General features: G+C 54.9%; 10 protein-coding genes. 3 read left to right on the top strand and 7 right to left on the bottom strand.

What is annotated here, in order from left to right:
- The first annotated feature begins 152 nt into the window (after positions 1–152).
- Complete coding sequence (locus tag F5984_RS20240; RefSeq protein ID WP_152126030.1) at positions 153–623, top strand: LexA family protein; 471 nt, start codon at positions 153–155, stop codon at positions 621–623.
- A gap of 3 nt (positions 624–626) precedes the next feature.
- Positions 627–1,916 (top strand): Y-family DNA polymerase, encoded by a 1,290-nt coding sequence (locus F5984_RS20235; RefSeq protein WP_152126029.1) that lies wholly within the window; start codon positions 627–629, stop codon positions 1,914–1,916.
- 69 nt (positions 1,917–1,985) lie between these two features.
- Here the strand turns inward: F5984_RS20235 and F5984_RS20230 are convergent, their stop codons facing one another.
- From F5984_RS20230 to F5984_RS20220, 3 genes are all read right to left on the bottom strand, one after another.
- Entirely contained in the window at positions 1,986–2,660 is a 675-nt protein-coding gene (locus tag F5984_RS20230) for an START domain-containing protein (protein ID WP_152126028.1), read from the bottom strand.
- 105 nt (positions 2,661–2,765) lie between these two features.
- On the bottom strand, positions 2,766–6,155 hold the full coding sequence (locus F5984_RS20225) for a ThuA domain-containing protein (protein WP_152126027.1): 3,390 nt from the start codon (positions 6,153–6,155) through the stop codon (positions 2,766–2,768).
- 263 nt (positions 6,156–6,418) lie between these two features.
- Positions 6,419–6,844, bottom strand: a complete 426-nt coding sequence (locus F5984_RS20220) for an Hsp20/alpha crystallin family protein (RefSeq protein ID WP_152126026.1) — start codon at positions 6,842–6,844, stop codon at positions 6,419–6,421.
- A 449-nt stretch (positions 6,845–7,293) separates the two neighbouring features.
- Between F5984_RS20220 and F5984_RS20215 the strand changes: the two genes are divergently transcribed.
- The gene (locus F5984_RS20215) at positions 7,294–8,634 is read left to right on the top strand and encodes a tetratricopeptide repeat protein (RefSeq protein WP_394367442.1); all 1,341 of its coding nucleotides are present in this window, start codon (positions 7,294–7,296) and stop codon (positions 8,632–8,634) included.
- A gap of 330 nt (positions 8,635–8,964) precedes the next feature.
- On the opposite strand, the gene egtD is transcribed toward F5984_RS20215, so the two are convergent.
- The 4 genes from egtD to F5984_RS20195 are packed head-to-tail and all read right to left on the bottom strand — an operon-like array spanning position 8,965 to position 13,774.
- Positions 8,965–9,996 (bottom strand): L-histidine N(alpha)-methyltransferase, encoded by a 1,032-nt coding sequence (egtD, locus tag F5984_RS20210; RefSeq protein ID WP_152126025.1) that lies wholly within the window; start codon positions 9,994–9,996, stop codon positions 8,965–8,967.
- Complete coding sequence (gene egtB, locus F5984_RS20205; RefSeq protein WP_152126024.1) at positions 9,960–11,156, bottom strand: ergothioneine biosynthesis protein EgtB; 1,197 nt, start codon at positions 11,154–11,156, stop codon at positions 9,960–9,962. Before egtB ends, egtD begins: the two co-directional genes overlap by 37 nt.
- A gap of 39 nt (positions 11,157–11,195) precedes the next feature.
- Positions 11,196–12,218: an SAM-dependent methyltransferase gene (locus tag F5984_RS20200; RefSeq protein ID WP_152126023.1), complete on the bottom strand. Its 1,023-nt coding sequence runs from the start codon at positions 12,216–12,218 to the stop codon at positions 11,196–11,198.
- A gap of 23 nt (positions 12,219–12,241) precedes the next feature.
- A complete protein-coding gene (locus F5984_RS20195) occupies positions 12,242–13,774 on the bottom strand; it encodes a T9SS type B sorting domain-containing protein (protein ID WP_152126022.1) in 1,533 nt (510 codons plus the stop codon).
- Positions 13,775–13,932 lie beyond the last annotated feature (158 nt).

Raw genomic sequence — 13,932 nt, 5'->3', positions numbered from 1 at the left:
AACGGCGCTTGATTCGCCTATGTATGGACTCAGGTTGACCTCAAGCGACGAAGCTGAAGGTTAGCCTGAGTTTGTTGTTTTACTAGTTTATATTTGACTTGTATTATATAAATACTGTATTGTTGTATTACGGCAGCTTTTCCTGATACAACATGACGCTCAACACAAACCTACCCGGTCCGGTACCGCCTAACTGGCACCGGGCCATAACCGAAACGGAACTCGAATTACCGTTTTTTGTCAGCTCTATTCCGGCCGGGTTTCCCAGCCCCGCCGACGACTACATCGACCTCAAACTCGATCTGAACAAGCTCGTGGTGGCCAACCCTATGGCTACCTATTACGTGCGGGTTTCGGGCGATTCGATGATTGACGACGATATCCATGATGGTAACATCCTGGTGGTCGACCGGTCGTTGACGGCTCAGCCGGGCGATGTGGTCATTTGCTGCGTCGATGGGGAATTTACAGTGAAGCGGTGGCAACGAGCCGGCCGGATGATTGTGCTTTTGCCCTCAAATCCTGATTATGAGCCTCAATACGTGCATCCCGGTCAGAAATTTGAAATTTGGGGGGTAGTCACGTTCTCGATTCGTAACCTCCGACGTCGGGGCAACGGCTGAACTATGTACGCACTCGTTGACTGTAATTCGTTTTACGCATCCTGCGAACGGGTATTTAACCCCAAACTCAACGGTCGGCCGGTGGTGGTGTTGAGTAACAACGATGGCTGTGTGATTGCCCGTTCCGACGAGGCTAAAGCCGTAGGTATAGCTATGGGTGCCCCGTTTTTTCAGATACATAACCTCGTTAAACAACACGATGTCGCTGTTTACAGCAGTAATTATGCGCTCTACGGCGATATGTCGGACCGGGTTATGCAAACCCTGGCGCATTTTGTGGCCGAGGTAGAGGTGTATTCCATTGATGAGGCTTTTATGAGCCTGTCGGGGTATGAACGGACTCAGCCCGATTTGGCGCAGTTTGCCCAGCAGTTACGGCAAACCGTGAAGCAGTGGACGGGTATTCCGGTATCCATCGGGATCGGCCCTACCCGTACGTTGGCCAAATTGGCTAACCAATGGGTCAAGCAACAGAAAATATCCGGTGGTGTATGCTGGCTGCAAAACCCTGATCAGATAGGGCAAGTGCTTAATGCTTTCGCCGTGAACAACGTGTGGGGCATTGGTCGGCAGTACGGTAAACTGATGGAGCGCCACGGCATACAAACAGCGGGCGACCTCACCCGCCAAACCGACGACTGGGTGCGCCGAACCATGACGGTTGATGGGCTCCGGCTCGTGATGGAGTTGCGTGGGGTATCGTGCCGGGAGCCCGAAAATCGGCTGGGTGATGCTCACGATCCCAAAAAAGCGATTGCCTGTTCGCGGAGCTTTGGGAAGCCCACCAACGAGTATGCGATTTTATCGGAGGCTGTTGCGACGTTTGTGGGGCGGGTAGGGCGTAAACTACGGGCGCAGCAGTCGGCCGCTAATTTGCTCACGGTGTTTATCCGGACAAACAAGCACCGGCCCGATTTGCCCCAACAACAGGCCCACCGTACGATCACCTTGCCGGTAGCCACTAACCACACACCCGACCTGCTCGAATCGGCTCTGCACCTGCTCAAATCACTTTGGCTACCTGAGCACCTGTACATGAAAGCGGGGGTGATGGTGTCGGGGCTGGTGCCAGAGGGGAGTTGTCAAACCGACTTGTTTGCCTCTCCGCCCGACCCTCGCAGGGCCCGGCTGATGAACCTGATGGACGAACTGAACGGATCAATGGGCCTTGAAACGGTTCGGCTGGCGGCTGAGGGGCCAAGCCAAAGGTCGGGTAAAGCCCGCTGGGATGGACGACGCGATCATCTGTCGGCGCAGTTTACCACCCGCTGGAGCGACCTGCTGACGGTGTAACCGGGAGGAAGGGGCAGGTATTCTGTTAGCAAAAGCAGCAGGCACAGCAAGGGATGCTCAACGACTGGCTCAATGGGGCAAAAAACTGAAGGTTCGGTTTTGGTAATACGGGCGTTTGAGGAGTTCTTCCATACCCGCAAACGATTGGTACGGGCCACTGGCAATCAGGGCGTTGGCGAGCCAGATCGGGAAATCGCCACCGGGGTCGACCTGAAATAAATACTCAATACGCATCCGTTGGGGAGTAATCTGCTGAACCGTCCACAGCGACCGCCAATGCGGAATCCTGACCACGCCCTTGCGTTCGGGCACCATGCCCGGTACGTTGTTCGCCCGGATGTGCAGGATACGGGTGGCCGGGTCCATCTGAAACGTCATGTGCATAACCAGGTCCCGGTTCGAGGTGGGCCAGGGCATGTCGGTTTCGTTGTAGTAGTAAAACTCGTGGTCGTTGATGCGCTTGACCAGGTATGCCTGCTCCACCCGGAATACTGCCTCTTTGTAGTGGTCAATGTCTGAGATAAAAGCTACCAGTTGCGCCATTGTGCCGTTTACTTCACAGTTGACCTTAATCTCTTTCCGCCGACTGCCGGGCATGGGTCGTGAGTACACCCGAATTCCGTTTTTGTCTTTCTCTAGCTTCCAGTGATCGGTTTGCTGGGGCAGCGTTACCGATGTATTCACCGGTGGATCGGCCAAAAACAGGCTGCTCAAAAACAAGGCTTTCAACACAACGAGGGGCATGGGTTAAGCGGGTTTTTGTTGAAAGATAAGCAAGCCGGGCCTGAAAGCCAAAGCGGCCTGAGGATAACCCCAGGCCGCTTTCGGAATTGTCAGATGACTGATGACTTACATGCTTCCTCCGATAAACTCAACCGTGTCGACGGCGAAGAGGGGCTTCTGCTTGGCATCGGGATTCACCAGTACAAAATACAGCTTGTGCATACCCTCAGGCGCTTTGGTGAGAGGTACCGAAACCGCACCAATTGAGCCCGGCTTCACCACCGCCGAACCGAGAAGCTGACCTGTTTCTGAGCCTAACCGGACTTCGAGTTTACCACCAGCCAGGCGCTCATCGGCCGCGACAGCCGCTACGTTGAGGGCATTGATACCCGTCAGGTCAATGTCGTTGAAGTGGAAATGGCTACCCGATTGCGTACCAATGGCTACTTCGGTTTTGGTGCCGGGCAGTTCAAACTTCATCATGTTGCGGCCGCCGTCGTATTGACTGGCTTTCAGGCGTGGGCTACGCAGAGCTACTGTTGTGCTACCCGTGAGCGGGCCTACTGAGCCATTACCTTTGTCGGTGTACGAGGCCGTAAATACATACGAGCCGGGCTTTTTCTGCGGAGCCATTACATAAGCACCTTTTACGGGCTGCCGTTGTACAGCCTTGCTATCGCCCAGCGACAGAATGTACCGAACCATGTCTTTGGCTTCGTCTTCTTTCAGCTGTGGGTGGGCGCTCATGGCCTGCTCACCCCACACACCACCACCACCGGTGATGACCTTGCGGGCCAGTTTGTTCAGGGCTGTGTTGTCTTTCCGGTATTTGTCGGCTACTTCGGTGTAAGCAGGTCCAATCGATTTTTTGTCGATAGCGTGGCACGACTTACAATCGCTCAGCTCGATCAGACGACGGCCCGTTGAGAAGCCCGTGTTAGCCTGGTGGCCCTGAGCAAGCATCGTTTTGTCGAACCCTTCGAGGTAGTTGATGGTCATGGTCACATCGTCGGCGCTGATTTTGCCACCTTTGAGCGTACCATCTTCCTTATCGGCCACCTCTACTTCGTACTCTACGGGGCGGTTTTCGAAGTAGAACGTCTTGTTACCTTTTACGGCCAAAGCCACGGTGGGCTCCTCGTTACCTACCTTGATTTCGAGGTTGCGGCTGGTTGTGTTACCGGCAGCGTCGGTCACTTTGAGCGTAGCCTGATACACGCCCGGCTTAGCGTACGTAAAGCTTGGGTTGGCCTGCGTGCTCTTGGGCAGCCCTTTGCCAAACGTCCACTCATACTTGAGCGCGTCGCCGTCGTAGTCCATCGTTCCTTTCGAGTCGAAGGCCACCTTCAGCGGAGCGGCTCCTACTTTTTTGCTTACCGAGGCCATTACAACGGGTTTCCGGTTGCCGGCATTGTACGTGATACGGGTCAGGCGGGCATCGTCGTTCTGAGCAAACCAGCGCGTGCCGTACTCGAGTACGTACAGCGAGCCATCGTTGGCAAACTGCATATCGATGGGGTGCGAAAACTTGGTACCCGGCATGAACCGCTCCATTTTCACGAAGTCGCCGTCTTTGGTCATCGTTACCGGATTAATCCAGTCGCGCATCCAGTCGTAAGCGAAGAATTTACCATCGTAATGACGGGGGAACTTCACGGCCGTTTCTGGAAAATCGTCGTAGTAGTACACGGGGCCACCCATGGCGTTACGACCACCTTTGCCCACAATTGAGCCAAACTCAGGCGAGTCGGCGTAGGGGTAGTAGATGAAGGCTTTCTGAGCGGGGGGTAACTCGCGCAGACCCGTGATGTTGCGTGAGTAGTTGATTGGCTTGGCCGGGTCGTTGGCGGGGCCGCTGGTGCTGTCGGCAAAATTATACTGCCGGTAGGGACGGTTGTCGGCTACGAACAAAGGCCAACCGAAGTAGCCTGCTTTGCGGGCCTGATTGATCTCGTCGTGTCCACGGGGGCCGCGTTTTTCGCTGTTTTCACCGGCATCGGGGCCTACTTCGCCCCAGTACAGGAATCCTGTGCGCTGATCTACCGAAATCCGGTAGGGGTTCCGGTTGCCCATCACGTAAATTTCAGGGCGGGCACCGGGGGTTCCTTTCGGGAACAGGTTGCCTTCAGGGATATCGTAGCCACCTTCCGGGCGGGGTTTAATCCGCAGAATTTTACCGCGCAGGTCGTTCGTATTGCTCGACGAAGTCAGAGCGTTGTATTTTTTGCGGTCGGGGCGGTCATCGCTCGGTGAGAAACCGTTTGAGTAAAACGGGTTGGTGTTGTCACCGGTTGAGAGGTACAGGTTGCCCTGACGGTCCCACGCAATCGAGCCAGCTGTGTGGCAGCAATCGTCTTTGTCGTACGTCCGGTGCTCCGTTACTGTGAGCAGAATCTGCTCGGTGTTCAGCAGCAGTTCGTCCTTCACATCGTCCCACTTCATCCGCACAAGCCGGTTGTTCGAGTCGGGCTTCACGGCGGAGTAGTACAGGTACACCCACTTGTTCTCGTTAAACTTGGGGTCGATGTTTACGCCCATCAGGCCGTACTCCCGGTCGTAGTGAACCGGCAGGTTGGTTACCAGCTTCGTGGTTTTGGTCTTGGGGTTGTAGAGTTTGACGGCTCCTTTACGCTCCGTAAACAAAACCTTCCCGCTGTTCATCACCACCAGTTCGGTTGGCTCGTCGAGTTTCTCAGCCAGCACCTCCTGGTTAAATCGGTTTTCTTCCGGGTAAGGCATGGTTTTGGCCGCGCTGTATTTCAGCTGCTTCGCCATGGCCCATTTCATACCGCCGAGCAGGTTTTGCAGGAAAACCGGGTTCGTGTAGGTTTCGTCGGGGTGGCCAAAGTTGGTATAGAACGCCTTGCCACCATCGTACTCATGATACCAGATCATGGGGTGGTCGGCACCCATTTTGCCATCCTTGTAGGTGGTCTCGTCGATCTTGACCAGTACGTTTACGTCTTTATTAAAGTTTTTAAAGTCGTAAAACTCGTCTTTAATCTTCCAGCGCTCGGGGAATCCGAACATCGACGGGTGCTCTTTATTCACCACGTAAGCCTCCCCAGTTTGCACGTTGGGGTTGCCGGGGTGGCTGGCAAACTGCCCGCCCGCGAGTTTGGTGTACCACGGCCAGTTGTACTCGGTGTCGGTGGCTGCGTGGATACCTACATACCCTCCGCCGGCCTGAATGTACCGCTCAAAAGCGGCCTGTTGCGCATCATCGAGCACATCGCCGGTGGTGCTCAGAAACAGTACAAGACCATACCGCTTGAGGTTGGTCTCGGTAAACTTACCCGCATCTTCGGTTGTGTCAACGGCAAAGCCGTTTTCCTGTCCCAGCTTCATCAGCGCACGCTGACCGGCCGGAATCGACGAGTGCCGGAAGCCCTTGGTCTTGGAGAATACCAGCACCCGGTTGAGGGCCGGGGCAGCTTGTTGCGCCCAGCTGGCCGTAGTGGCCATCAGGCATCCGGCCAGAAGCGCCGACCGCCAGGGGCGAAAGGATTTAAACATAGATTATAAAACGTAGAAAGTGCAAACTCAGAATTATATTCTTAAAACGCCGAAACCGACAAATTATAACCATCAAAGATACAAGAGGAAAAAATACATAGTACGGTCGGGCGGAGGAAAGTTGTCGCCTTGGGCTGAGGACGGGGCGAATGGCCAATCCGTACCTTTCGGGAAGGGGGGATACAAAAAAACGAACCGCCCAAATTGAGCGGTTCGTTCGGGTCAGATACGCCCCGGTTTATAGCCGGTGGCCGTATATCCGATTAGCTGATGGCGATCTGCTTCACGGTGGGTTCCTCCACTTTGGGAGCTACTTTAGGTAGGGTCACGTTCAGAATACCGTCGGTGTACGAGGCCTGAATAGCCTCGGTGTCGACGTTTTTGGGTAAGCGGAAGCTGCGCTCAAAGGCCGCATAGCCAAACTCCTGCCGGGTGTACGTTTCGGCTTTCTCTTCAGTTTGGGCTTCCTGCTTAAACGAAAGGGTCAGTTTATTCTGCTCCACGCTTACCGTAAATTGGTCTTTTTTGAGACCGGGCGCAGCCAGTTGCAACTGGTAAGCCGTCTCGGTTTCTTTTACATTCACTGCCGGAACTGCCGTAGCGGGTTTCTGGTAGCGAACAATGGCCGGGCGGCCAAAAAGCGAGTCGAACAAAGTAGGTAAGGTGTTATAACGAACAAGCGTTGCCATTGTATGTTGCTGTTTTGGGTGTTTCTAAATCAGTTACACTCCTCTTTAGTCAAATCCTGTGCCGATAGCAATTTGCCTAATTTGTAATGACAAAATGGCTTATTTAGTGATGATAGAGTCAAAAAGACAGACAAAATGACTTGTTTATACCTTTGAGGTAGTACAGGACGGCAGAAATGGATGGGATCAGATGTAGGAAAAGGCCACAAGCTAGCCAGCTTTTTGGGCGTCACTCATTCGTAAGTACCTTCTTGTGAGATAGACACTCATCGCTTACTGTCTATAGCCCCCAGGTTATTTGCAAGGTATTAATCAACGGGTTAATGGCCACAAGAACGGCAACAACCCAAATTTAACATAGGTCTATCTTGGCCGCTACCCCCTAAATATCTATTTTTAGGGCCATTAAAAGTTACTAGTACCTACCAACATCTTTTTTGTACAAAACAATGATGCGACGTTTCCTGAAGTTGTCGATTGGGGTTATTGCTGTCGGGTTGAGTATGTCGGCTACTGCCCAGCAAACTGCCGCGGATTATTTCGAGAACGGAATAAGCAAGAGTAAGGCGGGCGATTTTGCCGGGGCATTACAGGCGTTCAGTATGGCTATCACCATGAACCCCGAAAATGCACCGAGCTACTACAACCGGGGGTTGGCTAAGGCTAACCTGAAAGATCACCGGGGGGCTATTCTGGACTACGACAAAGCCATTGACCTGAACCCGAAAGACTCTTACGCGTTTTTGAGCCGGGGCCTGAGCAAAAGCAAGCAGGACGACCACCGCTCAGCTATTGTTGATTACGGGCGGGCTATTGAACTAAACCCCAACGATGCGCAGGCATATTACAACCGGGGTAGCAGCCGTACCCGGCTCGATCAGCACCGGGGAGCGTTGCAGGATTTCAGCCGAACCATCGAACTGGAGCCCAACAACATCAACGCGTACTACGCTCGCGGGATTACCAAACAGAAGCTCGAAGACTGGAGTAGCAGCATTACGGACTTTACCAAAGTGGCCGAACTGAACCCCAAGCGGGCGCAGGCCTACGCGGGCCGGGGCGAATCGAGAATTCACCTCAACGATTTTGCCGGTGCCGTGCAGGATCTGAACAAAGCCATTGAGTTTGAAAGCAACGATGCTGATTCCCACTATTTCCGGGGCTTTGCCAAAAGTAAGCTCGAAGATTACAAAGGAGCTTACACGGATTTCGACCGGGCTATTGCGCTGGCTCCGAACAACTTCCGGGCGTATTATGGCCGGGGCATGTGCCGGAGCAAACTGAACGATCAGAAAGGGGCCATTCAGGATTTTAATATGGCCGTTGAAATGAACAACGGTAACACCGAAGGTAAGGTGTACTACACGGGCAAGATTACCCGGCCTATACTGGACAATCTGCGCAACGTGGTACAGGAGCGGAATAAGATCAACGATCTGTCGGCCGAGCGTTCGGAGGCTTATTTCAGCCGGGCTGTGAGCCGCAATAAGCAGGGCGACTCTAAGGCGGCCATGCTCGATCTGAACCACGCCATTGAACTGAACCCAACCTATGCCGAAGCGTACTTTACGCGTGGAATTATCCGCTCGCAGCAGGGCGATCAGAAGGGGGCCATCATGGATTGCAACAGTGCCATCAAACTGAACCCACGGTACGGGGAGGCTTTCTACGTGCGGGGCATTATCAAGCATAGCCTCGGTGACGACAATGCCGGTTGCCTCGATCTGTCGAAGGCTGGTGAGTTAGGGTACACGCCCGCCTACAAAGTCATCAGTGAATACTGTAATTAAGCGTAACGTCTGAAAAGGAGTGCGTAGGGCCGACGCCGGGTAATACCGGGTCGGCCCTACGTATTTTGGAGCTGTGAGAGAATAGATAATGGATAATGTAAAATGAATAATGTTTCTGCTGATTATCAGCTAGTTAATCATTCGTTTTTCACTATTCATTGCACAGTTCATTCTGGATTAGTACCTAACGTGAATTATGGACAATACGCACGGTAAAGTCCTTGTCCTACAAGTAGTTGCTGACGCAAGGGCCTTCGACAGGCTCAGGCTGACCGCAAATTTGTGAGCTGCCCGTCAGCCTGAGCCTGTCGAAGGCCCTTGCGTCAGCTATTATGCATAATTCACGTTACCTACTTTCCGAAAAAGCACGTCGGCGAAGTAGTGTTTGCAATCGGTAAACCACTTAGTCAGCGCAAACCCCGACTGCCGGGCCAAATGCTCAATATCGGGCCGGGTGAATTTGCGCGAAATTTCGGTGTGAATCACCTCGCCCGCTTCAAAAGAAACGGTCTGCTGGAGGTCTTCAATTGTCACCGTCTGTTTTTTCTGGCTCACCAGATAGCTACGGGCTTCGCCGGTTTCGGGGCTGTAGGTTTCATAGTGATCAAAAGCCGACAGGTTGAAGTTGGCACCCAGTTCGCGGTTGATTCGGCGGAGTAAGTTCAGGTTGAACGCCCTGGTAAGTCCCTGTCGGTCGTTGTAGGCGGCATGAATCACAGCCGGGTGTTTTTGCAGGTCGAAACCCGTTAGCATCAGGTCGCCGGGGCGCAGGGCCTCGCTGATAGTCCTGAAAAAATCAACGGCCTCGGCCGGGGCAAAGTTACCAATGTTCGAGCCCAGAAAAAGGACCACCAACCGGCTGCTCTCGTCGGCCCGCCGTTGGCTCAGTTGCGCAATGGCGGTCAGGTACTCCGCGTGTTGGGGATTAACGGTCAACTGCGGCCACTGCGATTGTATATCGGTTGTCAGTTCCCGGAGGGCATCGGCCGATATGTCGACAGGGGCGTACGTAAACGAAGCGTTTTGCGCCCCAAAGTATTCCAGCAGAACCTTGGTTTTCAGGCCGTCGCCCGCACCCAGCTCAATCAGCTCGAAGGGTTTGCCGTCGTGGCTGAAGCAGTGCAGAAGGTCGGCCTTGTGGGTATCCAGAATCTCGTACTCCGACCGGGTCAGGTAGTACTCGGGCACGTGCATGATCTCGGCAAACAGACGGCTCCCTTCAGCATCATAGAAAAAACGTGACGAGATGCGCTTCGGAGTCTTGTTCAACCCTTCGCGTACTTCCCGGGCCAGATCAAGCCGGTCGGGGGCGTCGGTGGTAGCGGTCAGCTCAGCATGAGCCGGATGCCGGTGTATTGCCATCGTTTGTCGGGTTGAAAAAAGTTGCGATACGTGGGGCGGCTATGGCCTTCGGGGGTGGCTACGGAGGCTCCGCGTAGCACCATTTGCCCACTCATAAACTTACCGTTGTACTCACCGACGGCCCCCTCGGCTGTGCTGAAACCGGGGTAGGGGAGGTAAGCCGAACCTGTCCATTCCCAGCGCAGGCCCCAGGCCAGTTCGGGCTGTTGCCGGGCGGCTACTTCCCATTCGGCTTCGGTGGGCAGGCGATTACCCCGCCAGCGGGCGTAGGCGTCGGCCTCGTAATAGCTGACGTGGCAAACGGGCAACGCCGGGTCAATGGGCTGCAAGCCATGCTGTAGCGTATAGTGGTACCACTGCCCATCGATCCGGTGCCAGTAGAGCGGAGCCATAATCTGCTGGGCGTTTACCCAGGCCCAGCCATCGGCCAGCCAGTGGCCAAACTGCGTGTACCCACCCGCTTCGATAAATGCCAGGTATTCGCCGTTGCTCACCAATTGGCCGCTCAAAGTGGCCCCGTTGAGGTACACTGAGTGCGCGCCCAGCTCGTTATCGAAGCAGAATGGGCCGTCGCCTTCCCGGAAACCAATCGGGTACACCCCCGCCCTCAGTCGGATTGGTTCGGTTGGTTGATCGGGGGCTTGCTCAGCAATTGGTAAGCTGATGGGTGGAAACAGCGGATTATGCCCCAAGGTGTATTTGATGTCGGTAGTCAGCAGTTCCTGATGCTGTTGCTCGTGGTTGAGCCCAAGCCTGATGAGGGCTTCCAGCTCAGGCGAGAGGGTGGTGTGTGCCAGAAACTGCCCGATAGCCCGGTCGACGTAGGCCCGGTATGTGTACACTTGTGCCACAGTGGGGCGGCTTAGGTTACCCCGTTGCGTGCGCAGTACCCGCCGACCTACCGACTCGTAGTAGCTGTTGAATACGAAGCTGAAGTCGTCGTGGAAGATCGTATAACCGGGTGCGTGGGGTACCAGCACGAAGGTTTCCCAAAACCAGGTTGTGTGGCCCAAATGCCATTTGGCCGGACTGACGTCGGGGGCGGGCTGCACGACGTAATCTTCAATTTCGAGCGAAGCGCATAGCCGTTCGGTCCACGCCCTGACCTGCCCGTAGGTCTCGGCGAGCGTAGCCGCTGGTGATAGCGTGATGGGAGACATAAACACAAATTGACCGGATCAGTAGGGCAGATCGGGGCTTTAGTCGGGCAGGGCCGTAACCCGCAAACCCGGCACCCGATCTACGTTGTACTCGAAACGCATCTGCGCGGGAATCTTCCCCGAAAACTGCCTCAACGGGAACGGCATTGTGAGGCCACTTTGGTTGAAATTGAGGGTAACGTTCTGATAAACGGTGATTTCGGTAAGCAAATGTGGCTGTGTGGATGCCTGAACTCCTTCCTGCGGAGTGGCAATGGTCATAGAGGGGAACACATAGGGCAGGTGATGAGGCCGGTACGAGGGGCTATGCTGCCAAAGGGTTTCGCGGTTCAACAGAAAGACATCGGCTACCGGGCTGACAATCGGTACCGGAATCTGATGGGCCTCGGCCGGGCGCTGGTAATGGATGAGTGCGAGGGTGAGCCGAATCTGCTCTGGAATGAGCAGGGCGTCGGGCCGTAACTGAGGTACTATGTTTAAGGAGATAGCCACCTGTTGCTCCTCCTTCAGTGCTTTCTGCATGGTTTCGGTTACGAAGACATCGACCGAGTGTGGGTCGGGAATCTGCCAGGTGGTCGCGTCGACTTGCTGGACCGAGCTGACGTAGGGGGCGAGGTCGAGTAGGGTGATTAGCTGAGTCAGGCAGGCGTAGCTCTGCGCATTTATTTCGAGCAGCGTAAACTGCACCTGCTGGGGTGAGAACCGGGCCACGAGGGGTAAAATCAGTGTAGCAAACGGGCCTGTACCCGCGTACAGAATATGCACCGGGAGGTCGGGCTGTTGGGCTAACCGGTCTGAAACGGCCCGAAACAGGCCGTCGGTAAACGTTTTAGTCCGCTGGAAGTCGTGAATACACATGGCCGCCCAGGTCAGGCTGATAGCATACCCCATATCCGAATGTACCCGGTTTTTCCGATTGTCCGGGTTATGTGGGTCAATGCGGGTTGTCTGGACCAAAAAGTCATGCAGTTCGTGGCAAACCGCACGCAGGGTGCCGTAATCGGTCGGGGCCGTGTCGAGAAGGCGATGGGTGATAACGTTGAGTTCAGAGCGGATAGACATGGTCAGGAAGGGATGGTGGAGAGCTACCGCACAAGTAGTAGCCTGTTTTGCATCTTGCGGGCCTCGGCGGGTTTATCGGCCTGTTGAATCTGGTAGTCGATATGCCAGGTGTACACGGCCGCCGGGCAGGGTGTTCCCCGGAACGTACCGTCCCACGCAAACGGCGGGCGGCTGGTCTGAAAAATCAGTTCGCCCCACCGGTTGTACACGGCCAACGACCGCACCCGGATATCGTTGCAGGCCACGGGCGTAAACAGGTCATTGAGCCCGTCTGCATTGGGCGAAAAGGCATCGGGTGTAAAAATCGTGCACTCGCAACCGCTATAGTCGACCCGAACCGAGTCGGTGATGGTAGCACAGTCGTTGGTGACGGCCGCCCGGTACACCCCCGACTGAGCCACTACCCGGTCGACTTGCTCGTAGGGGTCGAGCCACCGGAATTTGCCTTCGGCTATGGTCGGAAACACCGTGTACACCTCGGTACCGCACAGCCGTTGATCGGGCCCCAGATCGAGTCGGGGCGCACGCACGTACCGCACCCGGATGGTGTCGCTTACGGTACACGTTCCGTCGGCTACCTGCACCCGGTACGTGCCAGCCTGTTTCACCAGAAAGTTGTTTTGGGTGCTACCATCCTGCCATTGGTATGTACCTGTCTGGTTTACGCGCAGTGGCAACGTGGCCGCATCGCAGAGGGTGGTGTCGGGGCCGAGGCTGAAATCGAGCCGATAGTTCACCGTGATCGTGTCGCGCAGCACTTTGCAGGGGGTTGTCACCTCAACCCAGTACTTGCCCGGCTTGGCAACCCGCAGGGTGGGGGCGGAGCTGCCATTACTCCATTTGTAGTCGATAGCACCGGGCGTTTCGGCATTGAGCAGGAGGGTACTTTTGGCCCCGCAGAGCGTAGTGTCTTTGCCCAGATTCATCCGAATTGGCACCAGCGACACATCGTCGATAAACAGATAGTAGTACCCCAACCCCAGCGAAACGGGTAGTTTGCTGAAGTTACCGATGGTCACGTGGCTTTCGCCCCCCTTGGCGGTCAGGCAGCCACCCACTTTCTCCCAGCCAAACCGTTTGGTGAGTCGTTGCGGTACATTATCAATGAACTGAGGTTTGCCGGTAAGCGTGAGCAGGTCTTTTTCGGCCGACGAGAGGGCCTGTGCTGAAAAGTAAGCCCCAAACGACTCGGCCGGGTAGCGGTTAGGCGTTGCCGAGCTGACGTACAGTTCAAACTGGTAGGCTTCGCCCGCCTTCAGTGGCTCTTTGAGCGGGGTAGAGAGGTATTCGGCCCAGCCGAAGTCCATGAACAGGCGGGCAAGGCCACTGCCGGTCCGGGGCGGCACCTCAATTTGGGCAGTCGGAAAACAGTTGTGGTAAAAGTCGGGCGTGGCTTTGTTCGGGTTGTACCACGGGCGGGCTTCAAATAGCAGATTGTCTTTTTGCGGGCAGTTGTCGAATTTTTCGAAACTACCATTAGGAATAAGCTCCTGCCCAGCCGCTCCGAGCGGTAGAATGAAGGCCACAAACAGCATCCGAACGAGTGCCCAGCTCATGTGAAGACAGTAACCTGAACGTGTTGTTGATGTAATTATTTGACTGACAAATTGTAAATTTAAGTGTTATCGTCGGTTCGTAGCTATTGTCGGGCCAGATTCGTGGTATAAAATCCGGCGCATCGTGTAGAGCGATAGCCCCTTTCGGATTTGGTTTA

It is taken from the genome of Rudanella paleaurantiibacter (genome assembly GCF_009184635.1).
GTDB lineage: Bacteria > Bacteroidota > Bacteroidia > Cytophagales > Spirosomataceae > Rudanella > Rudanella paleaurantiibacter.
This window is presented reverse-complemented; position numbering and strand designations above follow the sequence as displayed.